Below are 24,844 nucleotides of genomic sequence, written 5' to 3'. Positions count from 1 at the left end.
TCACTTGAGTGTTGTGACTTTACAAATTGAAAGGTGGTATATTTATGAAAAAAATATTGTTTCCAACCGATGGTTCTGCCGAATGTCAAAAGGCATATGACATGGCTGAAGAACTGGCGAAGAAGTTTGATTCGGAAGTGACTGTATTCTATGTATATGACATACATGTAATGAAAGGTTACGAAGTCACTACAACTGAAGAGGAAGGGAAAAAAATCATAGGCAAGACAGTTGAATATTTCAAGGACAGGGATGTCAGAGTCGGCAGCAAGATAGTAAAGGGTTATCCTGCAGAAGCAATAATCGAAGAAGCGGAAGAAGGTGGATATGATCTTGTAATTATGTGTACTCACGGAATGTCGGCGAGGAAAAGATTTATGTTGGGAAGTGTGACCAACAAGGTTGTACAACATGTGAAAGTGCCTATGCTGGTAGCAAGATAAGGGTTTGACTTAATTAGTGAAGATCTGCAATCACCCTAATCATGACCAGGTTATAAATATTTTGTGCGAAAATATTACAACTTAGTAAGAAAAATGTTGACAAATCTTAATATTTATAATATATTTGATATAATTATATTTTGAGGATAAACTTATGGAAAAATCTAAACTTAAAACAGGAATGCAACAATTTTATTATTTTTACTTTTATTTCTGGGGCTTTTTTAGCGCTGGCGCTTTTGCATACAAAAAAAGTAAATATAAAAGTATTGAAATAGGAAGTCCTGCATAGATAAATCCATAGATGTTATGATGAAAGACAAGGAGTTCTTAGGAACTCCTTTTTATTTTGCAGAATTTTTTGGTGAAAGAGAGGGTATCATGAGGTTGCAGAGTAGGAAGAAAGTGGTTGTTAAAAATAAGGTGTTTGGCGGGGAGGATATGCTTGTCTGCCTGCCATTGGTTTCAAGTAATAAAGAAACGTTGATTAAGGATGCCGGGAAGATATGTGAATATAATCCGGATGTCATTGAATGGCGTGTCGACTATTTTGATACAGTAAATGATGCTGAAAGCGTTGTTGATGCATTGGAATCTTTGTCTGAAGTAATTGGAGAAAAGCCGCTGATTTTCACCTGCAGACACAAGAGGGAAGGAGGCCAGTCGGACTTTTCGGATATGAAAAGAGTTGATATAATCAGGAAGGCAGTTTCAACAGGAGCCGTTGACCTTCTAGACATAGAGATGTCAAGCGACAGGGAGGCATTGGAAGATATTAAAAGGATATCCGAGGAGAAGGATGTGAAGTTGATACTTTCATACCACAATTTCGAAGAGACACCTGATGAATCTGGCATAGTAGAAAAGCTTGCAGAAGGTGAAAGGCTGGGTGCCGACATATCGAAACTGGCTGTAATGCCAAACTGCCATGGTGATGTGCTCAATCTTCTCAGTGCCTCATGTCTGGCAAGAAAGGAAGTTGATATACCTCTGATAACAGTATCCATGGGTGAGATGGGAAGTCTGACAAGAATAGTTGGAGGGATGTTCGGTTCGGATCTTTCCTTTGCCGTTGGAAGTGAATCATCGGCACCGGGTCAGGTGCCTATTGAAGATATGAGAAAAATGCTTGGATTGCTGACGAATCAGGTGTTGGTATGAGCTAATATGAATAAATTTTGGAAATCTATGGCGACTATATCTTGATTCTATGATATAGTATTATCGATAGGTTCATATATAATTTGTGAAAAAATCGGTTTAAATGTGGATAAAGTGCAGTTCCGCAAGTGAAAATTGTTGACAATTTTAATGACAGGGAGAATTGACCATGAATAAAAGCAAAACGGTTACAGTCAAAGGATTGAGAATAGGCGGCGATAGAACAAAGATCTGCTTGCCTCTTGTTGCTGAATCGGATTATGATCTTACAGCTCAGGCCCTTGAGCTGAAAAAAATGAAGCCGGACCTTATAGAATGGAGAGTTGACTATTATGAAGACTGTGGAGACAAGGATAAGGTTCTCAATGCATTAAGCGATTTAAAGCACGTTATTGAAGACATACCCCTTATTTTTACACTAAGAACAGTAAAAGAGGGTGGAATGGCAAAGATTGAAGATGATTTGAGGAAAGAGGTTATCGAATTGTCCGTAGAATCAGGCCTCGTGGAGCTTGTTGATATTGAAATGTCCAATGACAAGGAGTTTATTGATGATATGAGAAGCATTACCCTGGCTAATGGGACAAAGATAATCATGTCTTATCACAACTTTGATTATACTCCCGAAGAGGTTGAAATAAGAAGGATGCTTGCCAAAGGGCAGGATCTTGATGGGGATATTGTGAAACTTGCCATCATGCCAAAATCCAAGGGAGATGTAATTACCCTCATGAATGCAGTGCACAAGACAGGACGAAAGCTTGATATACCTGTCATTGCAATTTCCATGGGTGAACTGGGACAGATTACAAGGATTGCCTGCAGAATAATGGGTACGGCAGTTACCTTTGCATCAGGTATAGGCTCTTCTGCACCGGGGCAGCTTGGATACAAGGAGATGAAGGATATACTTTATACATTGGAAGGTGGAAGACATGATTAACAATGATACAAGGTTTCTTGGTCTTATGGGAAATCCCCTGGAGCACAGTTTTTCCTGCTTCATGCACAACAGGGCATACGAGCTTGAAAAAATGAACTACATATATATAAATATGGAGACGGAAAAGAAGAACATAGGAGATATATTGAATGGGATCAAGCATCTTAAGTTTGACGGATTCAATGTTACAATACCCTATAAGATAGATATAATGGACCATCTGGATGAAATAGACCCCTTGGCTGAAAAGATAGGTTCAGTAAATACTGTAAAGATCGAGGATGGAAGATTCATAGGATACAATACAGACGGGGAAGGCTTCGTCATTTCCCTTGCAGAGGAATGCAACTTCGACTGCAGGGGAAAGAAGGTGCTCATACTTGGTTCTGGAGGAGCATCAAGGGCTGTTGCAATGACAATAGCGGACAGAAATCCGGAGAAGATATTCATCACGAACAGGACACTTCAGAAAGCGGTTGACTTAAGCGATGAGATTAACTACAAGTTCAGTGAAATATGTTTTCCTGTAGATGGCGTGAATCTGGATGCTGTAATAGATGACTGCGACCTGTTGATAAATACCACAAGCGTGGGAATGTACCCAAATGTGGACGAGTGTCCCCTTGAACCTGAGCTTCTTCATGAAGGACTGACAGTATGCGACATAATATACAACCCTGAAAAGACAATGCTCATCCAGGAGGCTGAAAAGCTTGGATGCAAAACAATGAATGGAATTGGAATGCTTGTAAACCAGGGAGCAAAGGCATTTGAAATATGGACAGGGAAGAAGGCGCCCCTGGAACATATGAGGGAATCCTTGAAGATTCTTATAGACAGCAGGAAAGAAGAGAAGGTATAGTAATTGATATAATAGTGTTAAGTCAGATCATTACAAAGGAGCACCCAGATGCGTATTAGAATACCGAGAAAAGTACACCCTATCCATTCAGTTGATGCCGGCGAATTCGTAGGGGTTTATATGGAAGGAGTCAAGTCCGACAAGGAGGCCAAAAGGCTGGCAAAGGGATATCTGGAGAATTATTCAAAAAGTTTCAACGGGAAAGAGCTAAAATATATCGATCCTAACAACTATAAGATGACAACCAAGTATTTGTATTTAAAGGCAGACAGGTCTGGAAGGAGAGACAAGCTTTATTTTTGCAAATACTATTATCCGGGAAACAAGATGGTTACAGTGGTATTGTTTGACTAGACAATAATAAATGGCTCTATGCGGTTTTGCATAGAGCCATTGTTGTAGAAACAATCAGCTAACGAGATTGTTCAGCCATTTCCTGCTATTGATCCTTTTACTGACTACAAAAACCTTGATTATCTCCTCCGAGAACACTGCTGCCAGCACCAGATGTATAGGCCAATCCATTACAAGTACGCTTATAAATGCAAGCGGTATGCCTACAAGCCATATGAAGAATAGATCCAACAGCATGCAGTATCTGGTGTCTCCACCGCTTCTCAAAACTCCTACTATTATCATGTAGGTGAGCATTTTTGGAAGCATGAACAGGGAGAAGACTATTAACGACATTTCAAGCATGTAGTTGGTGGACTCCTTGAAATCGTAAAAGTTTATTATGGGGTTTTTTAATGAATAGAGCAAGAGACCAGTCACGATTGAAGCTATGGCTGTAAGCTTTATGAAACTTATTCCATATGAATAGGCAAGGTCCTTGTTGTCCCTTCCCAGCTCGTTTCCTATCATTACACCACAGGCGCTTCCAATTCCGAAGAAAAAGGACTGGAAGAAGTCACTTATTGTCATTGACACCTGAACAGTTGCAACGGCATCCGTTCCCACCATGCCGTATGCTATATAGTAGATGGAGGTTCCCAACACCCAGCTGGCCTCGTTTACGAAAACCGGAAATGCAGTTTTGTATACCTTCATCAAAAAAGGCCTGTCCCAGTCGAAAAGCTCCCTGAATGATCCTGCCAGAGGATGGTTTCTATCCTTGTATATGAAATACAGAAGAAGTACAAATTCCAGAAATCTTGCTATGACAGTGGCTATGGCAGCTCCTCTCACTCCCAGTTGGGGAAATCCGAATTTTCCATATATGAGCACATAGTTGAGAAAGGTGTTTATGCTTATTGCTATTGTGTTGATGACGACCGTCATCTTAACCCTGTGTATGGACCGTGAATTATAGCTAAGTGCAAATGATATGGCTATGAATATATAGGCAAGACCTATTATCCTCAAGTATTGTATTCCGTAGTCTATCACAACGGGGTCCTTTATGAATATTCTCATTATGACATGGGGAAATACAAGGGCCAGAGTAGAGAATAATATTGCCACTGAAAAGCCTGAAATGATTTCTATGCCGAATACCTTTCTGATGTTTTTGATATCCTTTATACCCCAATACTGTGAAATGAACACTGAGCATCCGCTGTAGAAACCAAAGCAGAAAAGTCCGAATATCATGAAGAATCGGTTTGCTATTCCTACGGCTGCAAGTTCAGGTTCTCCAAGACGACCTATCATCACTGTATCTACAAGGTTCAGTCCAATGCTTATTAGATGCTGGATAATTACGGGTAGTGCAATTGTCAGCATTGTATTATATATGATCTTGTTGTTGCTTTTATCGTTCAATGTCACCATGTTGCCTCCTGTGCCGAAAGTCTTGTGCTTTCTTGTGCTATTCTACCACAATATTCATGTGGTGTATATCATGATATTCTGTTAAGAAAAAGTAACATGAATAACAGGATAATTTGATAAATACTCATAATAATGATAATATATAGAAAATTCGGATTTTTGCTTGTATAAATGAGCATTTCCATAAACCGGCTTGAGGTGAGATATGGATTCATACAATTTACAACGTTGCGAAGAAAACTGCAACAGCAGGGAATGCTGTGAAAACAGGGTAAAAGAGGTAACTGCGAAACTGACAAAAATGTTCGAAAGGTTGAACAGCATAATAGAATCAAGCTACGACGGCATATACATAACCGATGGCGAGGGTAAGACTCTCCAGGTCAATAAGGCTTATGAAAAGCTTACGGGAATCAACAGAGACAAGCTCATCGGGCGTATGATGGTTGATCTGGAGAAGGAAGGTACCATATCCAAATCGGCAACTATGATAGTTCTTAACACTAGGAAGACTGTTACATTGGAGCAGACAATAAAGAACAAGAAGAAGTTGCTGGTGACTGCAAATCCCATATGGAACAAGAATGGGGAAATTGACATGGTTGTTACAAATGTCAGGGACATCACCGAGCTTGATCATCTCAAGCAGGAAGTTGCAAAAAGCAAGGTGATTATGAAGCAGATGCAGTATCAGATGCTTCAGGATGATTCCATAATAGTTCAGGATCCAAAGTCCTTTAAAATGATTGATATGGCAAACCGGGTATCAAGAAAGTGTACTACAGTTATAATAACTGGAGAGACAGGAACAGGAAAGGAAGTAATGGCCAGATATATACATAATCATTCAAAAAGGAAGGATGAAGCTTTTATCAAGGTCAACTGCGGAGCAATACCTGAAAACCTTATTGAATCGGAACTCTTTGGATATGAGAAAGGTTCGTTTACCGGAGCGGTCAACTCTGGCAAGACGGGAATAATAGAGGCGGCTGACAAGGGAACACTCTTCCTTGATGAAATCGGCGAGTTGCCCCTTTCGGCTCAGGTGAAACTTCTGAGAGTACTTCAGGAGGGGGAAGTAAGAAAGTTGGGGTCCGTCAAGGACAAGAAGGTGGATGTCAGAATCATAGCTGCAACAAACAGGAACCTGCGTCAAATGATACGGGAAGGAAAATTCAGAGAGGACCTCTACTACAGGCTTAACATTGTGCCCTTAAAGCTCCTGCCTCTAAGGGAAAGAAAGGATGATATCATTCCCATGGCTCTTGATTTTTTGACGAAATACAATGAAGAATATGAGGAGTCAAAATCATTTTCCCCTGAAGTTTTAGATTTATTCTACAATTATGAATGGCCTGGAAACATAAGGCAATTGAAGAATATTGTAGAAAGATGTTATGTACTTACTGAGGGAAGAAAAATATTAAAAGAGGCTGTACCATTTGAAATTAGGGGAAGGGACAACCTCATTGAGAAAACTGGTGAAATAAGCAACATGAAGAAGGCCGTAGCCGTACTTGAGATGGAGATGATAGAAAAATCTTTCAATAAATATGGCAATGTAAGGGATGCAGCAAAGTCTCTGGGAATAGATGCATCAACCCTTGTAAGGAAAAGGAAGAAGTATGCAAATCAATGATGTTGTATTTATGCAACGTGTTGCGATGATGCAACAACAGGAAAACGTTGTGTCCATTATTGCTGAACAACAGCTGGATAGCTCAAAAATAAGATATTTTTACTGTAACAGAAAAGGGTTGATGCGTTGCAATAACGCAACAATCCTTTTCTGTTATATATCTTCATATTCTTAATATTATTGGGTTGTCCTTTGAAAGTCAGTATTTTCAACACAATTGAGTGATTGGTAAATTGTTTTTCGAAATTGGCACGGTACTTGCACTATATAGTGGCATACAAGGAAGCAGCAAAAAATAATTAATTGGTTAACCATTCGAAAGGAGAAACAATATGGCATTAATGACAGGAAAAGAGTACATTGAAAGTTTGAGGAAACTAGACATCAAGGTATACATGTTTGGAGAGAGGGTTGAGAACTTTGTGGATCATCCAATAATCAGACCGTCAATCAATTCAGTTGCTATGACTTACCAACTCGCTCACGAAGCGGAGTATGAAGACTTGATGACTGCAACATCAAACCTTACAGGAGAAAAGGTAAACAGATTCACTCACCTGCATCAAAATACAGATGACCTGAGAAAGAAAGTCAAGATGCTTAGACTTCTAGGCCAGAAGACAGCTACATGTTTCCAGAGATGCGTTGGTATGGATTCATTCAATGCAGTATACAGCACAACTTATGAGATTGACCAGAAATACAATACAAACTATCATGAAAACTTTGCTAACTATCTAAAATATGTTCAAGAAAACGATTTAGTAGTTGACGGAGCCATGACGGATCCAAAGGGAAACAGGGGACTTGCACCAAGCAAACAAGAGGATCCGGACCTTTTCCTTCACATAGTTGAAGAAAGGGAAGACGGAATAGTTGTAAGGGGAGCCAAAGCCCATCAGACAGGTTCAATCAATTCACACGAGCATCTAATAATGCCTACAATAGCAATGCGTGAAGGCGACGAGGCATATGCAGTATCATTTGCAATCAATACGGATGCAGAAGGCATTTTCATGATATATGGAAGACAAAGCTGCGATACTAGAAAGATGGAGGAAAATGTTGATGTAGACCTTGGGAACAAGAATTTTGGCGGACAGGAAGCACTTGTTGTATTTGACGATGTATTCATTCCAAATGAAAGAATATTCCTGAAGGGTGAAATTGAATTTGCAGGAATGCTTGTTGAACGTTTTGCAGGATATCATAGACAGAGCTACGGCGGTTGCAAGGTTGGTGTGGGTGATGTTCTTATCGGTGCAGCAGCATTGGCAGCGGAATACAATGGCGCACAAAAGGCATCACACATTAAGGACAAGCTAATTGAAATGACACATCTTAATGAAACCCTTTATTGCTGCGGTATTGCATGTTCAGCTGAGGGATATCCTACTGCAGCCGGAAACTACCAGATTGACCTGCTGCTGGCAAATGTCTGCAAGCAGAATGTCACAAGGTTCCCTTACGAGATTACAAGACTTGCCGAAGACATAGCTGGAGGATTGATGGTTACAATGCCTTCAGAGAAGGATTTCAAGAGTCCTGAACTTGGACCTATCTGCGAGAAGTATTTCTCAGGAGTTGACGGAGTGCCAACTGAAAACAGAATGCGTGTATTGAGACTCATTGAAAACATGACTCTTGGAACAGCAGCTGTAGGTTACAGGACCGAGTCAATGCACGGTGCAGGTTCACCTCAGGCACAGCGTATAATGATATCAAGACAAAGCAATACTGAGCACAAGAAGGAGCTTGCCAAGGCAATCTGTGGAATAAACAAGATTGCACAAAAAGAATTGTTGGAGGTTTAATAATGGCGATAAAAAGAGAATACGGTGCGGAATGTCCTTACATTCCCGCCGGACCATTTAAAATAAGAATACCTTTTGTACACTACAGATTCGAGTGGGCTGACTATATCCAGGGGCTGTTGATGTGTGCCGTATGCCTTGGTGCAATACCAATGCTCCAGGAATACCTGGGAATGCCTTTTGAGGTTGCAATGGCAATCGTTCTCTTGAATGGTATGTTTTACTGTGCACATGTTTTACTTGGTGATCCTGTTGTTCCAGGCTGGATTACTCCGGCAATACCGTTGCTTATATTACATGTAGCCCAATTTGAGATGGGTCCCGAAAGAATGCAGGCTTTGATTGCATTTGAGATGAGTCTTGGTATACTAGCTATTTTCCTGGGAATTACAGGTTTGGGAAAGAAAATTGTAAATATTGTACCTAACGCAATGCAGTCAGGAATAATTCTTGGTGCAGGATTTGCAGCAGTAATGATAATTTTTAATGAAGGTGCAAGGTTTGACCAGTTCCCTATATCAATTATAATCTGTGTAGGTCTTGGTTTCTATCTCTTGTTCTCAACACATTTCAAAAGCATCAGGGACAACAACAAAGTGTTGAAAACGATCGGAAACCTGGGGATACTTCCAGTAGTTGTACTTGCAATAATAGTCGGACCTCTAATTGGTGAAACTGCATGGCCTCAGATAGAGTGGGGTATTACAAAGCCTGCATTGTCTGTATTGTGGCATGACTGGACAATGCTGGGAGTTGGAATTCCGCCTGTAAGCATGTTTGTAAAAAGCATACCAATGGTATTATCTTGTTATATAGTTCTTTTCGGAGACATGATTCAGTCCAGGGCGTTACTTGACGATGTAGCTGAATTCAGGCCTGATGAAAAAATCGACTACAATCCAAACAGGTCGCATCTGATATTCGGACTCAGGAACCTTGTCATGTCAATCATAGGACCGGATTTGACAATGTGCGGACCTCTTTGGGCAGCAATGCAGGTTGTGGTATGCGAAAGATATAAGCAGGGAAGAGATGCCATGGATTCCATAAACGGTGGTGCAGGATCATTCAGATTCGGTACCTTGACAGGATATCTTCTTCTTCCAATAGTAACACTTTGCAAGCCTATTCTCGGTATTGCACTGGCATCCACAATGCTGATCCAGGGTTATGTATCAGTAAGGGTAGGAGTTATGAAATCCAAAACATTCAACGATCTTGGAATAGCAGGTGTTATGGGTGCCGTTCTTGCAACAAGAGGTGCTGCATGGGGTCTTGCTGCAGGTATAGTACTTTGCATAATAGTCAACATGTTCCACAAGCCTGCTTATGACACTTATCTTTTTCCAGAAGAAGAAACTGTACCACTGAAAGCGGCAGAAGAAATGAAGCAGGCACATGGGTCTTGCTAGGATTCTGGAAAAACAGGGTGATGAAATGAAGGAAAAAGTGGCTAAAATACTTAATGACAGTGTTAAACCGATCTTGGCCAATCATAATGGGGACATAAGGCTCCTGAATGTTGATAATAATGTTGTAGAGGTTCAAATGCTTGGGGCGTGCAGCGGGTGCGCCTCGGCAAGTGACACTCTTCAGGAGATCGTACTTGTCGAGATACAAAAGGAAGTCCCTGAGATAAAGGAAGTTGTTATGACCACCGTCATAAGTGACGATCTACTGGATCTGGCAAGAAATATATTGAACGGAAAAAAGGAATTAAAGAGGTGACAGAATGAATTGGGAAGAGAACTACAAGTCGAAACTGGTTACTGCCGACGAGGCGGTTAAATATATTCCCTCAAACAGCAGAGTGGTTTTGGGTCATGCAGTTGCAGAACCATTTAAACTGGTAGAGGCAATGGTTAATAACAAAAAGAATTACGAGAATGTTGAAATAGTACACATGGTTGCCATGGGTAAAGGAGAATATACGCAGCCGGAGATGGATGGTCATTTCAGACACAATGCGCTTTTCGTTGGCGGGAGCACACGTGAAGCGGTAAATATGGGTCGTGCGGATTATACACCATGTTTCTTTTCGGAAGTGCCCAAGCTTTTCAAAGAAGGCTACATGGATGTGGACGTTGCTCTGGTGCATTTGAGCAGACCTGACGAAAAAGGATATTGCAGTTATGGAGTCTCCGTAGACTACACAAAGCCTGCAGCAGAGGCTGCGAGGATTGTCATAGCTGAAGTAAACGACAAGATGCCGAGGACCCTTGGAGACTCCTTTATTCACGTGTCAGACATAGACCTTATAGTTGAAACTTCATACGATCTTGTTGAATTGCAGCCGCCTAAAATCGGTGAAATTGAAAAGTCAATCGGTGAGAATTGCGCCAAACTTATAGAGGACGGAGACACACTTCAGCTGGGAATAGGCGCTATACCTGATGCCGTCCTGATGTTTTTAAAGGACAAGAAGGATCTTGGAATACATACGGAGATGTTTTCCGACGGAGTTGTTGACCTTGTGGAAGCAGGAGTTATAAACAACAAGCAGAAAACACTACATAAGGACAAGATGGTTGTGACATTTTTGATGGGTACCAAAAAGCTTTATGATTTTGTGGACAACAATGAAGATGTTGAATTTTATCCTGTGGACTATGTCAATGATCCAAAAGTCATCATGCAAAACGACAACATGATATCAATCAATTCATGCATCCAGGTGGATCTTATGGGGCAGGTGGTGTCGGAAAGCATTGGTCTCAAGCAGTTCAGCGGTGTTGGCGGACAGGTTGACTATGTAAGGGGAGCATCCATGGCAAATGGAGGGAAATCCATTATAGCAATGCCTTCAACTGCTTCAAGAGGCAAGGTTTCAAGAATAGTTCCTTTCATTACAGAGGGAAGTGCTGTAACAACTTCAAGAAATGATGTGAATTATGTGGTTACGGAATATGGCATAGCCGATTTGAAGGGGAAGACACTGAAAGACAGAGCGAAATCATTGATCGATATAGCTCATCCGGACTTCAGGGATGAGTTGCAGAAACAGTTTGAAGATAGGTTTTAAATACTGCGGAGGTTGTAATCCAAGGTATGACAGAAAGGCAGTATATGAAGAAATACTGGACAGGGCCGATGGCATCCATGAAATAGCCATAGCCGATGAAAATGGAACCTATGACTATTTGATAGTACTTGCAGGTTGCACCAATGCCTGTGCGGATTGCTCAGGGCTGAGCTTTCAAAATGAAAAGATTGTAATTACAGAATATAGACAAGTGTGTGATACAATTAACCGAATAACAAAATCATAGCTAATAACTCCTAACAAGTTATACAATATCAATGACAAAAACCCGCAGTCCAGAAGCGGGTTTTTGTTCATTTTACAAAGGTTTCGAAAGTTGAAGAACCACTTTACTTTTGTATGATTTTGAAATATAATTTTAGTTGGATATTTCAGGAATATACCCGATTTGAACGGGATCATATATATGCAGTATCAACAATAAAGAGAGGAAGAATTTATGGATTACAAGGATTTATCGAAAAAACTCAGCGATATATTGAAAATGGAACAGCCTGCAGTGGGAATAAAGCTTTTGAAGGATGAAGATTTCCCGGAGGATTATGATGCGGAAAGCAAGTATACCTTTTGCCAGTTCATCATGAGGGCAAGGGAAGGAAAGAAGATGCTTGCAAAGGCTGACAATATTTCATGTGCAAACGGCGCTTCGGCCCTTGGTTTCAGACCTGTTCCCGAAAAGCTCATGAACGGCGAGTTTCTTTCAATATTGGGTTCCTTCAAGAAGGAAGGTGCACAGAAGACCATGGAGGAAATGCCAAGGTTCGAACAGGACAGCTACAAGGGAATAGCACTGGCATCCCTTGACAATATGGACTTTGATCCCGATGTAGTGGTACTTGAGACACTGCCGGAGCAGATCATGTGGCTGAGTCTCGCTTCCATCCATGAGGAAGGAGGAAGGCTTAACTTCAGTACCAGCATATCCAACGGAACTTGCGTGGACATGACTGTTATACCCCACAAGACACAGGAGATGAATGTAAGTGTGGGATGCTACGGCTGCAGGAATGCAACGAGCGTGCCCGACGACCATCTCTATGCAGGATTCCCGGGAGACCAGCTTGAGTCAATAGTGGAGGCCCTTGAAAATATAAGCGAGAAGGCAATGCCTAGAACAAGGGAAAAGATGGCATACAACAAGCTTGTTTAGGTCCGATAAAATAACTGGATTGCGCATAAATATACATATCAAAAAAATATGCATGTTTATAATCATTTTTTCCAGTTAATCTATTGACATTTGTCTGAAACTATAGTATTTTATATGAAATTGAACCTTTAATTTGGCACGAGAGGCTGAAAAGGATGAAATTAATAAGCAAGATACGGCAAATTTACGCCTTCCTCTCGTCATGCAGAGGAAGGCTTTTTTGATATAAAGAAAACACTTTTAAAATGGTCCGGAGAGACCAAAAGGAGGAAATTATGTTAAAAGGAAGACATCTTATCGACCCAATGGATTTCACAGTGGAGGAGCTTGACAGCATATTTGACCTGGCTGACGATATTATAGCTAATCCGAAAAAATATGCAGAAGTGTGCAAAGGCAGGCTGCTTGCGACATGCTTCTACGAGCCAAGCACAAGAACAAGACTGAGCTTCGAGGCTGCAATGCTGAGACTTGGCGGCAGTGTACTTGGATTCTCATCTGCAGGAAGTTCATCTGCATCAAAGGGTGAGAGCGTAAAGGATACTGTTCAAACAATAGCATGCTATGCTGATATTTGCGCAATGAGACATCCAAAGGAAGGAGCACCAAAGGTAGCATCACTTACTTCACCTATACCCGTAATCAATGCAGGAGACGGAGGTCACCAGCATCCCACACAGACACTGACAGACTTGCTTACAATCAGATCACGCAGGGGCAAGCTTTCAGATTTCACCATAGGCATCTGCGGAGACCTTAAGTTCGGACGTACAGTACACTCCCTCATGAAGGCTCTGTCAAGATACTCAAACATCAAATTCGTACTGATATCGCCTGATGAACTTAAAATTCCCGACTATATAAGGGAAGAGACACTGGACAAGAACAACATGGAATACAAGGAAGTTGAAAGGCTTGAAGAGGTCATTTCAGAGCTTGACATCCTTTATATGACAAGGGTTCAGAGAGAGAGATTCTTCAATGAGGCAGACTATATAAGGCTTAAGGATTCATATATACTTGACAAGGAAAAGATGAGTCTGGCGAAGGAAGACATGTGCGTACTTCATCCGCTTCCAAGGGTAAATGAGATCTCTGTTGAAATAGACAATGATCCGAGAGCGGCATATTTCCCACAGGCGAAATATGGAATGTTTGTAAGAATGGCGCTTATAACTAAATTGTTGGGGGTAGAAGCATGTTAAATATAGATTCAATTCAAAAGGGACTTGTAATAGACCATATAGCAGCCGGAAAGGGAATGAAGATATTCAAGTATCTTAAACTTGACGAAGCTGATTTCACCGTGGCACTGATAAAGAATGTGTGTTCGAAGAAAATGGGAAGAAAAGACATAATCAAGATAGAGAATGAAATAGACATAGACCTTGACGTGCTTGGCTTCATAGACCACAACATCACAATAAACGTAATAGAAGGGGACAAGATCGTGGACAAGCTTAATCTTGAGCTTCCAGAGCAGGTGAGCCATGTAGTGAAATGCAACAATCCAAGATGCATCACTTCCATAGAGCAGGAAATAGCGCACACCTTCAGGCTTGTCGACAAGGAAAAAAAGGTTTACAGGTGCATTTACTGTGACCAGGCTTATGATCCGAACAAGCAGGACATATAGATAGCTTAGGAAAGTTTAATATGCATAGCCCCTTGAAGTGCTGGTGTTATGCTTTTAAGGGCACCTTGATAAATGCTTGCACATTTATCTGCATGCGCATTTATCTGCATAGGCAATTAACGCAGCATAGCTGCTTTCTTGAGAGGAGAAATCATGAATATAATCATAGAAAATGTAAACATAGTGGATTCAAGGAAAACAGAATATGGAAAAATAGTTATTGAAAATGGAATCATTGTGGATCCATCAAGTATATCTGAAGACATGGACTATGAAATTATTGACGGCAGGGGACTAACAGCCCTGCCGTCATTTGCAGATACACATACCCACTTCAGAGAGCCTGGATTTGAGTACAAGGAAACACTTGAAACAGGAAGCAAGGCAGCAGCAAGGGGAGGATACACTTCGGTACTACTCATGGGAAATACAAATCCTCCCTGCAGCAGCTCGAAAGTGATCAACAAGGTGATAAACAAAGGAAAGGAAATCGGCCTTGTTGAAATACTTCAGGCTGGAACCATATCCGATGGAATAAAGGGAGAATCCCTTGACCACCTTGACGATGTAAGAACAGCAACGAGTTTCATTACAGACGACGGAAAGGGTGTAATGAACGACAAGCTCATGTATGATGCAATGAACTATGCAAGGGAGAACGGACTCATAGTTGTGTCACATGCCGAGGACCACTATTTCTCCGATACTGACATGAGGCTAGCAGAAAACCTCATGACCTTCAGGGACATAGACCTCTGCAGGATTACGGGAGCAAGGCTCCACCTTGCCCATGTGAGCACCGTGGAGGCAGTTGAAAGGATAATAGCAGCCAAGGAGGAAGGTCTTCCGGTAACCTTTGAGGTGACTCCCCACCACATATTCGGAGACAGCAGCCTGGTTTACAGGGTCAATCCGCCATTAAGGGAGCAGAAGGACATAGATGCAATAATAGAAGCAATCAGGGAAGGCTATGTGGATTCCATAGGAACGGACCATGCCCCACATACTGCAGAAGACAAGAAAAATGGCTCACCGGGCATATCAGGCATAGAAACAAGCTTCCCCATATGTTATACTGTTTTGGTAAGGCAAAATGGCATCACCCTGAATGAACTTTCAAGAATCATGTCTGAAAATCCTTCAAGGATATTGGGTCTCAACAAGGGCTTGATTGAAGAAGGATACGAAGGAGATATTGTTCTCGTCGAAACGGATACGGAGTATGAGATAGACAGTTCGCAATTCGTATCAAAGGGAAAGAATACTCCATTCGATGGAAGAAAGGTGTTCGGAAAGGTGATGATGACAATCAAGCACGGAAATATAGTATATAAAGGAGCCGACTATGATAGTAGACAAGCTTTATAGGGCAGTGGAAGAAAAGGGACACGTATGCGTAGGACTGGATACGGATTATTCATACCTTCCATCTGCATTCGCAAGCAGATTCGAAACAAAGGGCGAGGCAATATTCGAATTCAACAAGGAAATAATAGACAGGACACACGACAAGGCTGCATGTTTCAAGGTTCAGGTGGCATACTACGAGGCACTTGGACTGGAAGGACTTAAGGCTTATTCGGACACACTTAAATACATCAAGGAAAAGGGAAGCATAAGCATCTGCGACATCAAGAGAGGCGACATAATGAAGACTGCAGAAATGTATGCAAAGGCACACTTTACGGGAGACTTCGAGGGAGACTTCATCACCCTTAATGCATACATGGGTGTAAACGACAGTCTTGAGCCATTCCTTGACTATATAAAGAATCAGGATAAGGGAATCTTCGTTCTTGTAAGGACATCAAACCAAGGTGCAAGGGACTTCCAGTACATAAAGAACGAAGAAGGTAAATACCTCTACTCCTCAGTAGGAGAAAAGCTCCAGGAGCTTAGCCAGGACTATCTTGGAGAATGCGGCTTCAGTTCAATCGGCGGAGTTGTTGGATGTACAAACAACGAAGAGGGAATCAAACTTAGGGAAGAGATAAAGTCAATGTTCCTACTCATACCTGGATATGGAGCCCAGGGCGGCGGAGCCAAGGATGTTGTACCTTACCTTATCAACGGTAACGGAGGAGTTGTAAACTCTTCAAGAGGAATAATCACTGCATACAAGAAAGACGGATCTGACCCTATGGACTTTGCAAAGGCTGCTGAAAGGGCAACTGTAAAGATGAGAGATGAGATCCGGGAGGAACTTAAGAAATGAAAACTTCCCTCTCCAGAATAATTGAAAATATAAAGGTTGCAGAGGGAATCTACAAGATGACCCTTGATGTGGATACCAAGCCAGTACCGGGACAGTTCTACATGGTGAAGGGTCTCAACGGAGACTACCTGCTGCCGAGACCTATAAGTGTACACGACTACTATGACGGAAAGCTTGTGTTGCTTTACAGGATATCAGGACACGGCACCGACATGATGAGCAGGATGAAGGAAGATACAGAGGTACAGGTTCTTGGACCATTGGGCAACGGCTTCGATCTTGAAGCAATTAAGGGAAAGACTGCAGTAATAGGAGGCGGAATAGGAACTGCTCCTCTTTATTATCTTGCAAAGGAAATGAAAAAGGCAGATATGGATATATACCTTGGATTTAAGGACATAGTATACTCCATAGAGGACTTTGAAAATACGGGCCATAGTGTAACTGTGGCAACTGAAGACGGAAGCGTGGGAACAAAAGGCTTTGTTACGGATTGTGTCGACTATGACAAGTACAGGATGGTTATCACCTGCGGACCGGACATAATGATGAACAAGATAATAAGGACCTGCGTTGACCACAAGATAGACATATATGCATCCCTTGAAAAGAGAATGGCCTGCGGTGTTGGAGCCTGCCTTGGATGCGTTACCGAAACAGTGAACGGAAACAAGAGGGTCTGCAAGGACGGCCCTGTCTTCAACGGAAAAGAACTGATACTTAGCGAATAGCTGAAGGGAGCGAATGCACATGGCAAATATGAAAATATGTTTTCTGGATAAAATATTCAAAAATCCTGTGGTGGCTGCAAGCGGAACCTTCGGCTTCGGAGAGGAATACAACGAGATATACGACGTTGGAATCCTTGGAGGCATAAGCTCCAAAGGTCTTACCTTAAGGGGCAAGACAGGCAACAGCGGCATAAGGCTGTGGGAGACTCCAATGGGACTCATGAACTCCATAGGCCTTCAGAATCCCGGTGTTGAATCATTCATTTCCCAGGAAATGGAAAAGATGAAAACCTACAATACGAACATCATAGCAAATCTAGGCGGAGGAACCCTTGAGGATTACCTCGAAGGAGTCAGACTTCTCAACAACTCGGATGTGGACATCATCGAGCTTAACATATCCTGTCCTAACGTGAAGGCAGGAGGAATGGCCTTTGGAATAAAGTCGGAAGTGGCCTACGAGACAGTAAAGGCTGTAAAGGAAATATGTGAAAAGCCCCTCATGGTTAAGCTTTCGCCAAATGCTGAGAACATCTCCGAAATGGCTGCAGCCTGTGAAGAGGCTGGCGCCGAGGCGCTTTCACTCATAAATACCCTTAACGCAATGGCGATAGACATATACCAGAGAAAGGCTGTATTCAACAACACCTATGCGGGACTTTCAGGACCTGCAGTGAAGCCAGTGGCCCTAAGGATGGTTCACCAGGCTGCAAAGGCGGTTGAGATACCTGTCTGCGGAATGGGTGGAATTAGCTCAGGAAAGGACGCCATAGAATTCATTATGGCGGGAGCATCCCTTGTGCAGGTTGGTACGGCAAATTTCGTAAAAGCCGACATCTGCGTGGATATAATAAGGGAAATGGAAGAGTTCCTGGACGCCGAAGGAATCAAGGACATTACGGACATCATCGGAATAGTGTAGTATCCTTTAATCCGACACCGAAAAAATATCATATATCAACTCCCTGTTCACTCGGAACGTCAATCTATTATTTATTAGGTTGATTGACGAACCTCGAATTTACGACCTCGTTGATATCTGATATTTTTTCTAAGATGGAAATCTAACTTAGTAGGATTAAAGAAGTAACTAAAATATAAAAATGAGTGTATTTTTTATATAAATTGTGGATAAAGTACCGATTAATATAGATAATTGTTGATAGAATTGAAAATCATGGAGGATATTATGGATTTATTAGAATTGTTCAGGGAAAGTGAAGCTCTTTTGGAGGGGCATTTCCTTTTGTCATCTGGTAAGCACAGCCAGAAGTATGTACAGTGTGCAAAGCTCATGCAGTATCCCGACAAGGCAAGGAAGGTTGTGGCTGAAGTTGTCGAGAAGGTAAAGGACCTTGACATCGATGTGATTGTAGGACCTGCCATGGGTGGAATAAGGGCTGCATACGAGCTTGGAAGCCAGCTCAACATCAAGACCATCTTCACTGAGAGAGTAGACAACATTATGACTCTTAGAAGGGGATTCGAGATCAAAGAAGGCGACAAGATTCTAATTATGGAAGACGTTGTAACTACAGGAAAATCTTCCATGGAGACTGCAAAGGTTCTTGAAGACCTTGGTGGAAATGTAATAGGAATAGGATGCCTTGTTGACAGAAAGGTAAGTCAGATAGACCTTCCCATCTACAGCGCAGTGGAACTTTTCTTCGAGACATACGACAAGGAGAACTGTCCTGAATGTGCAAAGGGAACAGAGGCGATAAAGCCTGGTTCAAGGAAGATGTAGAGAATAGAAAAATTGGATTGCTAGATTTATAAATAACAGGCTGAAGAATGTTGAATTCTGCAGCCTGTTTTAGTTATTGGTTTTTTATTGAATTAAAAACTTCCTCTAGCTTTTTAAGGTTTATTGAATCATCTTGAATAGAATAGCCATAATCGATAAAGTCTTGATCATAATGTATTATTTTATTTTTCTCATCTATTTTTTTGTCAACTAATGTAATCCAAACTGATAAATGTGATTCATCAAATAATATAATGTCAACGGATTCAGGTGTATTGATATTATCAAAAGATATTCGGTATTTTGTGTCTTCAAGATTCCATCTTTCTGAATCTTCAACAAGATGCAAATCATCGAATAGAGCCAGCATTTCTTCAATATAAATTTGACTTCTACTGGTTTTTTTCATTCTGTCATCACCTGAATATTTGACAATAGAGACTTGCTGGAATCCTTCCTCAGCAGCTTCCTTGTTGTAGTTTTCAATGATAATATCATTGAATTCACCTTTGTTGTATGCAAAATCCCGGAAATTATCGGTACGAATATATAGGATGAACAGCCAGAATATTGAATAAAAAATGATGCTGTATATTGTCTTTTTCTTCATGACAGCCTACTTGTCATTGAATTTATGTATTAATTTGGTTCTCCGTTATCATCACTTAAGTCCAGCAGCATATCAATAAATTCCATATCCAACTGATTTTCATTAACCTTGTATATTTTTTCCAGGCTTTCTATTTCATGATGGATAATTTTCTCATTCTTTTCTTCCCATGTATTCAATATGTCACTTTTGACTAGTATATATTCGCTGTCATTTTTGTTAATATATATGGACAAATCTTCGGATGTTCCAGGAATACTGAATCTTATGACATAGCTGTTATAATACACGATGTCATCTTTTTTATCTCTGACATCATATGACTGATAATCTTCATTGAAAATGCATGTAATATTATTGATGACTTCTCTGTCATATGATTCCAATTGCATTTTGTTGAGTTTTACCAAAATGTCTTCAATCAGCTCAGGAGCTTGACTTTTAAAGTCCCTGTCATCATCTCTATTAAAAAATGGATGCACAAAAACTATTCCAAATTCATTACCTTTAGCTTCTGAATAATATTCATTGAGTACAATTTCCTCAAATGATCCTTTCTCAAAACTGATTTTATCAAATTCGTGAACATTTGAAACATCGAAAATATTCATGATTTTCATTAGAATCAACAGTGTTATAAATACTATTACTGCCAATACTTTGATTATTTTTCTTATGTTCATATCAGCCCTCCAGATTTCCCGTCAAATTTGAATACAAAAAAGCAGCATCCGGACAGATACCGCCATATTATTTTCATTAATCCCTAATATCCACCCTATATAATGATAGCACTATGGATGGTTGACATCAATTGTATAATGGACATTTATTATTAAGATAATGAAATATTTGGCACAGGATTTGCATAATTGAAGGTAAGCGAAAAATTATGAAGAGAGGTAGATAATAATGTTGGTAAAGGAATTGGTGAAAAAAATAGAGCCGGAGCTCATCGATGTAAGAAGATATCTTCATAAAAACCCCGAACTGGGTAATGAGGAGCATCTTACCATGGAAAAGATAATGGAATGCCTGAAAGCATGGAATATCGAATATGAAAAGAGAAAGACAGGTATAGTAGCTATCATAAGAGGAAAACAGCAGGGAAAGACCATAGGTCTTAGGGCGGACATAGACGCCCTGCCTATTAAAGAAACTGCAGATGTGCCTTTCAAGAGCGAGAATGAGGGAGTTATGCATGCCTGTGGTCATGATGTCCATACAACTATACTCCTTGGTGCGGGTTATGTCTTACAGAATATGAAGGATGATCTGAAGGGTAATGTGAAGTTGTTTTTCCAGCCTGCAGAGGAGACTACCGGCGGAGCCGAGCGTATGATACTTGAAGGATGCCTCGAAAACCCCCAGGTAGAACACGTACTGGGACTTCATGTTACACCTGATGTAGAGACAGGAAAGATTGAAATCAAGGCAGGTAAGCTTTTCGCAGCCTCAGACATGCTTACTATTAGAGTTGAGGGTTTTTCTGCCCATGGGGCAAGCCCTCATGATGGCATAGATCCTGTAGTGGCTTCGGGAGCCATTTTGCAGTCTCTGCAGCCTCTAATAAGTAGGAAGATTTCACCTTTTGATTCTGCTGTTTTAACTGTCGGTTCAATCCATGGTGGAACAGGTGGTAATATCATAGCCGACAGCGTAGAGATGAGGGGCATTCTGAGGACCCTTGATCCGGACATGAGAAAGGTCATGCAGGACAGAATGGAGGCAGCAGTGGTTAAGACTGGAGAAGCATACGGTGTAAAGGCAGTTCTAGAGGTTGAACACAGCTACTGTCCTTTGATAAACGATGCTGAAATAACAGGTGTTGTGGAGATGACTTCCAAAAAGATGTTGGGAGAGGAGAATGTCATAGTTAAGAAGCATCCAACCCTGAAGGTTGAAGACTTTGCATATTTTGCCGAGAAGCTGCCGAGTTGCTTCTATGAGATAGGTTGCAGAAATGAGGCTCTTGAATGTACAGAACCGCTGCACAACGGAAAATTTAAGGTGGATGAAGAGTGCATTGCAATAGGTACCGAGCTGCAAGTAAGGAATACTCTTGCATTGCTCAACAGTTAATATTTATTATTTAAGGAGAAGAATAAATGGTTGAAAAAATAAGGAACAATACATTATATTTTGATGGATGCAATACTGTGGAACTTGCAGAACGATTTGGTACTCCTTTGTTTGTGTATTCTCAAACGGATATCTCTAAAAGGTTCAGTGAAATAAGAAAATGTTTCATAGAAGGCTATCCCAAAAACAGGGTTGCATATGCAGCTAAGGCTTTCTGTTCGCTGGCAATGCTCAAGCTTGTGGAGAAGGAAGGCATGTGTGTAGATGTGGTTTCGGGAGGTGAACTGTATACTGCCATCAAGGCCGGTTTTCCTGCTGAAAGGATCGAATTCAACGGTAATAACAAGTCTGTTGAAGAAATTGAAATGGCAGTGGACTACGAAATAGGAAGGATAATAATTGACAGTCTCCAGGAGCTTGATCTGATTGAAAAGGTATGTATTGAAAAAGGTAAGAAAATGGATGTTCTTTTCCGAATCACACCTGGGGTCAAGAGCGATTCTCATGACTATATAGTCACTGGGAAGAAAGACTCTAAATTCGGAGTGCCCCTTGATGATGAGGTGGTTCTGCCCTATACGAAGGCTGCAATTGATTCCGAGTTTGTAAACTTTTTAGGATATCATTTTCATGTAGGATCCCAATTGTTTGACAATGGATCGCACCTGCAGGCAATTGATGTAATCCTTGATCTTGTAAGGAAGGTGAAGGATTCTTTCGGCTATAACATCACCGAACTGAATCTTGGAGGAGGGTTCGGTGTTAGATATAGGGATGAAGAAAGAAAATCCTTTTCATATTTTCTGGAACCTATGATGGAAAAGGTGTGCAATGCATTCAAGGAAATAGGAATTGAAATACCTGCAATGGTAATAGAACCTGGGAGAAGCATTGTTGCAGAGGCAGGACTTAGTCTGTATACTGTAGGTAGCATTAAGGATATCAAGGGTCTGAGAAAGTATGTATCCGTCGATGGAGGAATGACTGACAACATAAGGCCGGCACTATATGGCGCCAGCTACACAGGTATCATTGCAAACAAGGCAGAGGAACCAAGGAATGATACCGTTACGATTTGCGGGAAGTGTTGCGAATCGGGAGATATACTCTTGAAGGATGAAAAGATTGCAAATCCTGAGGCAGGAGACATATTTGCAGTCTTCTCAACGGGTGCATACGGGTATTCAATGTCGTCAAACTACAACAGGAATACCATTCCGGGAGTGGTTTTTTTGAAGGACGGAGAAGCGGAATGGGCAATCAAGCCTCAAGGTTTCGAGGATATGATTGTCAATGATATGATTCCGGATTCCCTTAAGTAAAATGGTTAAGGGAATAAAAGGGTATAATAGGCGTAAAATGGAATTAAAGGGTGGCGAAAAAGGGATTAAAAAGGATTAATCTGTGTAGAAAAACCCATTAATATCATGAATAGTATAAATTAATCGAAAAAAACAGTATTTCGTTTATGGCATAATTCTTGCTTATTATCAGAGTACAGGTATTAATACTATTATACTCAGGAGGATTTTCAATGGAAAAAGGCACTAAAAAGGAAAACGGTGTTGTAATGAATGAACAGGTAAAAAAAGAAAAATGGTTTGTCATGCCGGATACCTACATCATTGTGGCAGTCATAGTGCTGGTGATGGCAATTCTGACATGGATTGTCCCACCGGGAAGCTATGATTATCAGGAAGTTGATGTAAACGGAAGGATGCGTACCATAGCAATCGATGGCACCTTCCACTATCTGGATAAATCGGAGGCGAATCCCACTGGATTTTTGGATTACTTTAAAGCGCTCTATATGGGATGTGTCGATGCTGCAAACATAATCTTTGTAATCTTCACCTGTGCCGGTACCTTCGGCATATTGGTAAAGACGGGAGCTTTTCATGCAGGAATAGGGTCTGTTCTCAAGAAGATGGGAAACAAGGATGTAATGCTGGTCCCAATACTTATGTCGATATTTGCACTTGGCGGGTCAATGTTTGGAATGCTCAGTGAATTTTACGGATTCATTCCTCTTATTGTGGGACTTGGAGTGGCGATGGGATACGATGCCATGTATGGCTTTGGAATCATCATTCTGGGAGAATTCATAGGATTCATGGGGGCTACCCTTAATCCATATACCGTAGGTGTTTCTCAGGCAATAGCAGGTGTTCCAATATATTCCGCGACAGGATTCAGAGCATTTTGTCTGGTATGCTTCATATCTGTCAGCTCTGTCTATGTAATTCTTTATGGTAAGAAGATTAAGAAGAATCCTGAGCTTTCTGTTGTATATGGTGAAAAATCAATCCATGAATTCAACAGAGAAGATCTTGACAAGTACAAGATGGACGGAAAGGCAATACTAATAATGATGGATGTATTGGTGACTCTCGGATTCCTCATGTATGGAATGATAAACCTGGGTTGGAGTTATGGAGAACTTTGCGGACTTTTCCTGATAATGTCAATGGTGGCTGCAGTTATTGATGGATGGTCTCCTAACAGATGGGTTGATGAATTCATAGCAGGAGTGAAGACTGTCCTATGGGGAGGTATACTGACGGGTATAGCGAAGGCCATAGTAATAGTAATGCAGGATGCTCATATAATGGATACAATCATTTATGGATTGTCTAGCTCACTAAACAACCTTCCAAGTATGCTTTCTGCACAGACAATGCTTTTGGCACAGACTATTCTTAATTTCTTCATACCATCAGGAAGTGGACAGGCGGCTGCCACAATGCCGATAATGGCTCCGCTTGCAGACATGGTAGGTGTAAGCAGACAGGTTGCATGTCTTGCATTCCAGTTTGGAGACGGACTTTCAAATCTTGTCTGGCCAACAGGTACATGTGTTATCGTTTGTGGTATTGGAGGTATTTCCCTTCAAAACTGGTGGAAGTGGTTCTTGCCACTTGCAGGAATACTATTGGCAATGCAGGCTGTATTCATTGCAGTAGCAATATTCATGGGACTATAGGATAATATTTTA

At 41.1% G+C, this 24,844-nt stretch carries 26 protein-coding genes; 23 read left to right on the top strand and 3 right to left on the bottom strand.

Features of this window, described 5'->3' with window-relative positions:
* The first annotated feature begins 44 nt into the window (after positions 1-44).
* From BUB05_RS00665 to BUB05_RS00645, 6 genes are all read left to right on the top strand, one after another.
* The gene (locus tag BUB05_RS00665) at positions 45-443 is read left to right on the top strand and encodes a universal stress protein (RefSeq protein ID WP_073045555.1); all 399 of its coding nucleotides are present in this window, start codon (positions 45-47) and stop codon (positions 441-443) included.
* A gap of 154 nt (positions 444-597) precedes the next feature.
* Positions 598-735 carry a hypothetical protein gene (locus BUB05_RS18605; RefSeq protein ID WP_175548485.1) on the top strand — a complete coding sequence of 46 codons (138 nt, stop codon included), beginning with the start codon at positions 598-600 and terminating at the stop codon, positions 733-735.
* Between the two features lie 89 nt (positions 736-824).
* The gene (gene aroD / locus BUB05_RS00660; RefSeq protein WP_073046221.1) at positions 825-1,604 is read left to right on the top strand and encodes a type I 3-dehydroquinate dehydratase; all 780 of its coding nucleotides are present in this window, start codon (positions 825-827) and stop codon (positions 1,602-1,604) included.
* 169 nt (positions 1,605-1,773) lie between these two features.
* Positions 1,774-2,547: a type I 3-dehydroquinate dehydratase gene (gene aroD, locus BUB05_RS00655; protein WP_073045552.1), complete on the top strand. Its 774-nt coding sequence runs from the start codon at positions 1,774-1,776 to the stop codon at positions 2,545-2,547.
* Positions 2,540-3,409, top strand: a complete 870-nt coding sequence (aroE, locus tag BUB05_RS00650; RefSeq protein WP_073045549.1) for a shikimate dehydrogenase — start codon at positions 2,540-2,542, stop codon at positions 3,407-3,409. Before aroD (BUB05_RS00655) ends, aroE begins: the two co-directional genes overlap by 8 nt.
* Positions 3,410-3,457: 48 nt before the next feature.
* Positions 3,458-3,763 (top strand): hypothetical protein, encoded by a 306-nt coding sequence (locus BUB05_RS00645; RefSeq protein ID WP_073045546.1) that lies wholly within the window; start codon positions 3,458-3,460, stop codon positions 3,761-3,763.
* 54 nt (positions 3,764-3,817) lie between these two features.
* Here the strand turns inward: BUB05_RS00645 and BUB05_RS00640 are convergent, their stop codons facing one another.
* A complete protein-coding gene (locus BUB05_RS00640) occupies positions 3,818-5,182 on the bottom strand; it encodes an MATE family efflux transporter (protein ID WP_073045543.1) in 1,365 nt (454 codons plus the stop codon).
* A 205-nt stretch (positions 5,183-5,387) separates the two neighbouring features.
* Between BUB05_RS00640 and BUB05_RS00635 the strand changes: the two genes are divergently transcribed.
* The 14 genes from BUB05_RS00635 to pyrE all read left to right on the top strand — a co-directional run bounded on the left by BUB05_RS00635 (position 5,388) and on the right by pyrE (position 19,157).
* Complete coding sequence (locus BUB05_RS00635; RefSeq protein WP_094762606.1) at positions 5,388-6,821, top strand: sigma-54 interaction domain-containing protein; 1,434 nt, start codon at positions 5,388-5,390, stop codon at positions 6,819-6,821.
* Between the two features lie 332 nt (positions 6,822-7,153).
* A complete protein-coding gene (locus tag BUB05_RS00625) occupies positions 7,154-8,635 on the top strand; it encodes a 4-hydroxyphenylacetate 3-hydroxylase family protein (RefSeq protein ID WP_073045538.1) in 1,482 nt (493 codons plus the stop codon).
* Positions 8,636-8,637: 2 nt separating this feature from the next.
* The gene (locus BUB05_RS00620; protein WP_073045535.1) at positions 8,638-10,047 is read left to right on the top strand and encodes a hypothetical protein; all 1,410 of its coding nucleotides are present in this window, start codon (positions 8,638-8,640) and stop codon (positions 10,045-10,047) included.
* Positions 10,048-10,072: 25 nt separating this feature from the next.
* Entirely contained in the window at positions 10,073-10,363 is a 291-nt protein-coding gene (locus BUB05_RS00615) for a NifU family protein (protein ID WP_073046214.1), read from the top strand.
* A gap of 4 nt (positions 10,364-10,367) precedes the next feature.
* Positions 10,368-11,657, top strand: a complete 1,290-nt coding sequence (locus BUB05_RS00610; protein ID WP_073045532.1) for an acetyl-CoA hydrolase/transferase family protein — start codon at positions 10,368-10,370, stop codon at positions 11,655-11,657.
* A complete protein-coding gene (locus BUB05_RS00605; RefSeq protein ID WP_073045529.1) occupies positions 11,641-11,904 on the top strand; it encodes a hypothetical protein in 264 nt (87 codons plus the stop codon). Before BUB05_RS00610 ends, BUB05_RS00605 begins: the two co-directional genes overlap by 17 nt.
* 213 nt (positions 11,905-12,117) lie before the next feature.
* Positions 12,118-12,828, top strand: coding sequence for a DUF169 domain-containing protein (locus BUB05_RS00600; protein ID WP_073045525.1), 711 nt, complete (start codon positions 12,118-12,120; stop codon positions 12,826-12,828).
* 275 nt (positions 12,829-13,103) lie between these two features.
* The gene (pyrB, locus tag BUB05_RS00595) at positions 13,104-14,033 is read left to right on the top strand and encodes an aspartate carbamoyltransferase (RefSeq protein WP_073045522.1); all 930 of its coding nucleotides are present in this window, start codon (positions 13,104-13,106) and stop codon (positions 14,031-14,033) included.
* Complete coding sequence (locus BUB05_RS00590; protein ID WP_073045519.1) at positions 14,027-14,464, top strand: aspartate carbamoyltransferase regulatory subunit; 438 nt, start codon at positions 14,027-14,029, stop codon at positions 14,462-14,464. Before pyrB ends, BUB05_RS00590 begins: the two co-directional genes overlap by 7 nt.
* Before the next feature lie 153 nt (positions 14,465-14,617).
* Positions 14,618-15,832 carry a dihydroorotase gene (locus tag BUB05_RS00585; protein ID WP_073045516.1) on the top strand — a complete coding sequence of 405 codons (1,215 nt, stop codon included), beginning with the start codon at positions 14,618-14,620 and terminating at the stop codon, positions 15,830-15,832.
* A complete protein-coding gene (gene pyrF, locus BUB05_RS00580; RefSeq protein ID WP_073045514.1) occupies positions 15,810-16,679 on the top strand; it encodes an orotidine-5'-phosphate decarboxylase in 870 nt (289 codons plus the stop codon). The genes BUB05_RS00585 and pyrF overlap by 23 nt, the downstream gene beginning before the upstream one ends.
* Complete coding sequence (locus tag BUB05_RS00575; RefSeq protein ID WP_073045511.1) at positions 16,676-17,410, top strand: dihydroorotate dehydrogenase electron transfer subunit; 735 nt, start codon at positions 16,676-16,678, stop codon at positions 17,408-17,410. The genes pyrF and BUB05_RS00575 overlap by 4 nt, the downstream gene beginning before the upstream one ends.
* 19 nt (positions 17,411-17,429) lie before the next feature.
* Positions 17,430-18,332 (top strand): dihydroorotate dehydrogenase, encoded by a 903-nt coding sequence (locus BUB05_RS00570; RefSeq protein WP_073045508.1) that lies wholly within the window; start codon positions 17,430-17,432, stop codon positions 18,330-18,332.
* Positions 18,333-18,599: 267 nt separating this feature from the next.
* On the top strand, positions 18,600-19,157 hold the full coding sequence (pyrE, locus tag BUB05_RS00565; protein WP_425430031.1) for an orotate phosphoribosyltransferase: 558 nt from the start codon (positions 18,600-18,602) through the stop codon (positions 19,155-19,157).
* Positions 19,158-19,230: 73 nt separating this feature from the next.
* On the opposite strand, the gene BUB05_RS00560 is transcribed toward pyrE, so the two are convergent.
* Both BUB05_RS00560 and BUB05_RS00555 read right to left on the bottom strand, forming a co-directional pair.
* Entirely contained in the window at positions 19,231-19,767 is a 537-nt protein-coding gene (locus BUB05_RS00560) for a hypothetical protein (RefSeq protein ID WP_073045506.1), read from the bottom strand.
* 29 nt (positions 19,768-19,796) lie between these two features.
* Positions 19,797-20,450 carry a hypothetical protein gene (locus BUB05_RS00555; protein ID WP_073045503.1) on the bottom strand — a complete coding sequence of 218 codons (654 nt, stop codon included), beginning with the start codon at positions 20,448-20,450 and terminating at the stop codon, positions 19,797-19,799.
* Positions 20,451-20,679: 229 nt separating this feature from the next.
* Here BUB05_RS00555 and BUB05_RS00550 point away from each other — a divergent pair, with 229 nt between their 5' ends.
* The 3 genes from BUB05_RS00550 to BUB05_RS00540 all read left to right on the top strand — a co-directional run bounded on the left by BUB05_RS00550 (position 20,680) and on the right by BUB05_RS00540 (position 24,832).
* Positions 20,680-21,849 carry a M20 metallopeptidase family protein gene (locus tag BUB05_RS00550; RefSeq protein WP_073045500.1) on the top strand — a complete coding sequence of 390 codons (1,170 nt, stop codon included), beginning with the start codon at positions 20,680-20,682 and terminating at the stop codon, positions 21,847-21,849.
* Between the two features lie 26 nt (positions 21,850-21,875).
* A complete protein-coding gene (gene lysA / locus BUB05_RS00545; RefSeq protein ID WP_073045497.1) occupies positions 21,876-23,171 on the top strand; it encodes a diaminopimelate decarboxylase in 1,296 nt (431 codons plus the stop codon).
* A gap of 212 nt (positions 23,172-23,383) precedes the next feature.
* On the top strand, positions 23,384-24,832 hold the full coding sequence (locus BUB05_RS00540; RefSeq protein WP_094762603.1) for a YfcC family protein: 1,449 nt from the start codon (positions 23,384-23,386) through the stop codon (positions 24,830-24,832).
* Positions 24,833-24,844 lie beyond the last annotated feature (12 nt).

It is taken from the genome of Dethiosulfatibacter aminovorans DSM 17477 (genome assembly GCF_900142005.1).
Taxonomy (GTDB): Bacteria; Bacillota; Clostridia; order Tissierellales; family Dethiosulfatibacteraceae; genus Dethiosulfatibacter; species Dethiosulfatibacter aminovorans.
Note: the sequence above shows the minus strand (reverse complement) of the source record. Positions and strands in the feature narration are given on the sequence as shown.

Bases quoted from the DNA above. Each gene is read 5' to 3' on its own strand.
- BUB05_RS00665 (WP_073045555.1), top strand. From the start codon at position 45: ATGAAAAAAATATTGTTTCCAACCGATGGTTCTGCCGAATGTCAAAAG.
- BUB05_RS18605 (WP_175548485.1), top strand. From the start codon at position 598: ATGGAAAAATCTAAACTTAAAACAGGAATGCAACAATTTTATTATTTT.
- aroD (WP_073046221.1), top strand. From the start codon at position 825: ATGAGGTTGCAGAGTAGGAAGAAAGTGGTTGTTAAAAATAAGGTGTTT.
- aroD (WP_073045552.1), top strand. From the start codon at position 1,774: ATGAATAAAAGCAAAACGGTTACAGTCAAAGGATTGAGAATAGGCGGC.
- aroE (WP_073045549.1), top strand. From the start codon at position 2,540: ATGATTAACAATGATACAAGGTTTCTTGGTCTTATGGGAAATCCCCTG.
- BUB05_RS00645 (WP_073045546.1), top strand. From the start codon at position 3,458: ATGCGTATTAGAATACCGAGAAAAGTACACCCTATCCATTCAGTTGAT.
- BUB05_RS00640 (WP_073045543.1), bottom strand. From the start codon at position 5,182: ATGGTGACATTGAACGATAAAAGCAACAACAAGATCATATATAATACA.
- BUB05_RS00635 (WP_094762606.1), top strand. From the start codon at position 5,388: ATGGATTCATACAATTTACAACGTTGCGAAGAAAACTGCAACAGCAGG.
- BUB05_RS00625 (WP_073045538.1), top strand. From the start codon at position 7,154: ATGGCATTAATGACAGGAAAAGAGTACATTGAAAGTTTGAGGAAACTA.
- BUB05_RS00620 (WP_073045535.1), top strand. From the start codon at position 8,638: ATGGCGATAAAAAGAGAATACGGTGCGGAATGTCCTTACATTCCCGCC.
- BUB05_RS00615 (WP_073046214.1), top strand. From the start codon at position 10,073: ATGAAGGAAAAAGTGGCTAAAATACTTAATGACAGTGTTAAACCGATC.
- BUB05_RS00610 (WP_073045532.1), top strand. From the start codon at position 10,368: ATGAATTGGGAAGAGAACTACAAGTCGAAACTGGTTACTGCCGACGAG.
- BUB05_RS00600 (WP_073045525.1), top strand. From the start codon at position 12,118: ATGGATTACAAGGATTTATCGAAAAAACTCAGCGATATATTGAAAATG.
- pyrB (WP_073045522.1), top strand. From the start codon at position 13,104: ATGTTAAAAGGAAGACATCTTATCGACCCAATGGATTTCACAGTGGAG.
- BUB05_RS00590 (WP_073045519.1), top strand. From the start codon at position 14,027: ATGTTAAATATAGATTCAATTCAAAAGGGACTTGTAATAGACCATATA.
- BUB05_RS00585 (WP_073045516.1), top strand. From the start codon at position 14,618: ATGAATATAATCATAGAAAATGTAAACATAGTGGATTCAAGGAAAACA.
- pyrF (WP_073045514.1), top strand. From the start codon at position 15,810: ATGATAGTAGACAAGCTTTATAGGGCAGTGGAAGAAAAGGGACACGTA.
- BUB05_RS00575 (WP_073045511.1), top strand. From the start codon at position 16,676: ATGAAAACTTCCCTCTCCAGAATAATTGAAAATATAAAGGTTGCAGAG.
- BUB05_RS00570 (WP_073045508.1), top strand. From the start codon at position 17,430: ATGGCAAATATGAAAATATGTTTTCTGGATAAAATATTCAAAAATCCT.
- pyrE (WP_425430031.1), top strand. From the start codon at position 18,600: ATGGATTTATTAGAATTGTTCAGGGAAAGTGAAGCTCTTTTGGAGGGG.
- BUB05_RS00560 (WP_073045506.1), bottom strand. From the start codon at position 19,767: ATGAAGAAAAAGACAATATACAGCATCATTTTTTATTCAATATTCTGG.
- BUB05_RS00555 (WP_073045503.1), bottom strand. From the start codon at position 20,450: ATGAACATAAGAAAAATAATCAAAGTATTGGCAGTAATAGTATTTATA.
- BUB05_RS00550 (WP_073045500.1), top strand. From the start codon at position 20,680: ATGTTGGTAAAGGAATTGGTGAAAAAAATAGAGCCGGAGCTCATCGAT.
- lysA (WP_073045497.1), top strand. From the start codon at position 21,876: ATGGTTGAAAAAATAAGGAACAATACATTATATTTTGATGGATGCAAT.
- BUB05_RS00540 (WP_094762603.1), top strand. From the start codon at position 23,384: ATGGAAAAAGGCACTAAAAAGGAAAACGGTGTTGTAATGAATGAACAG.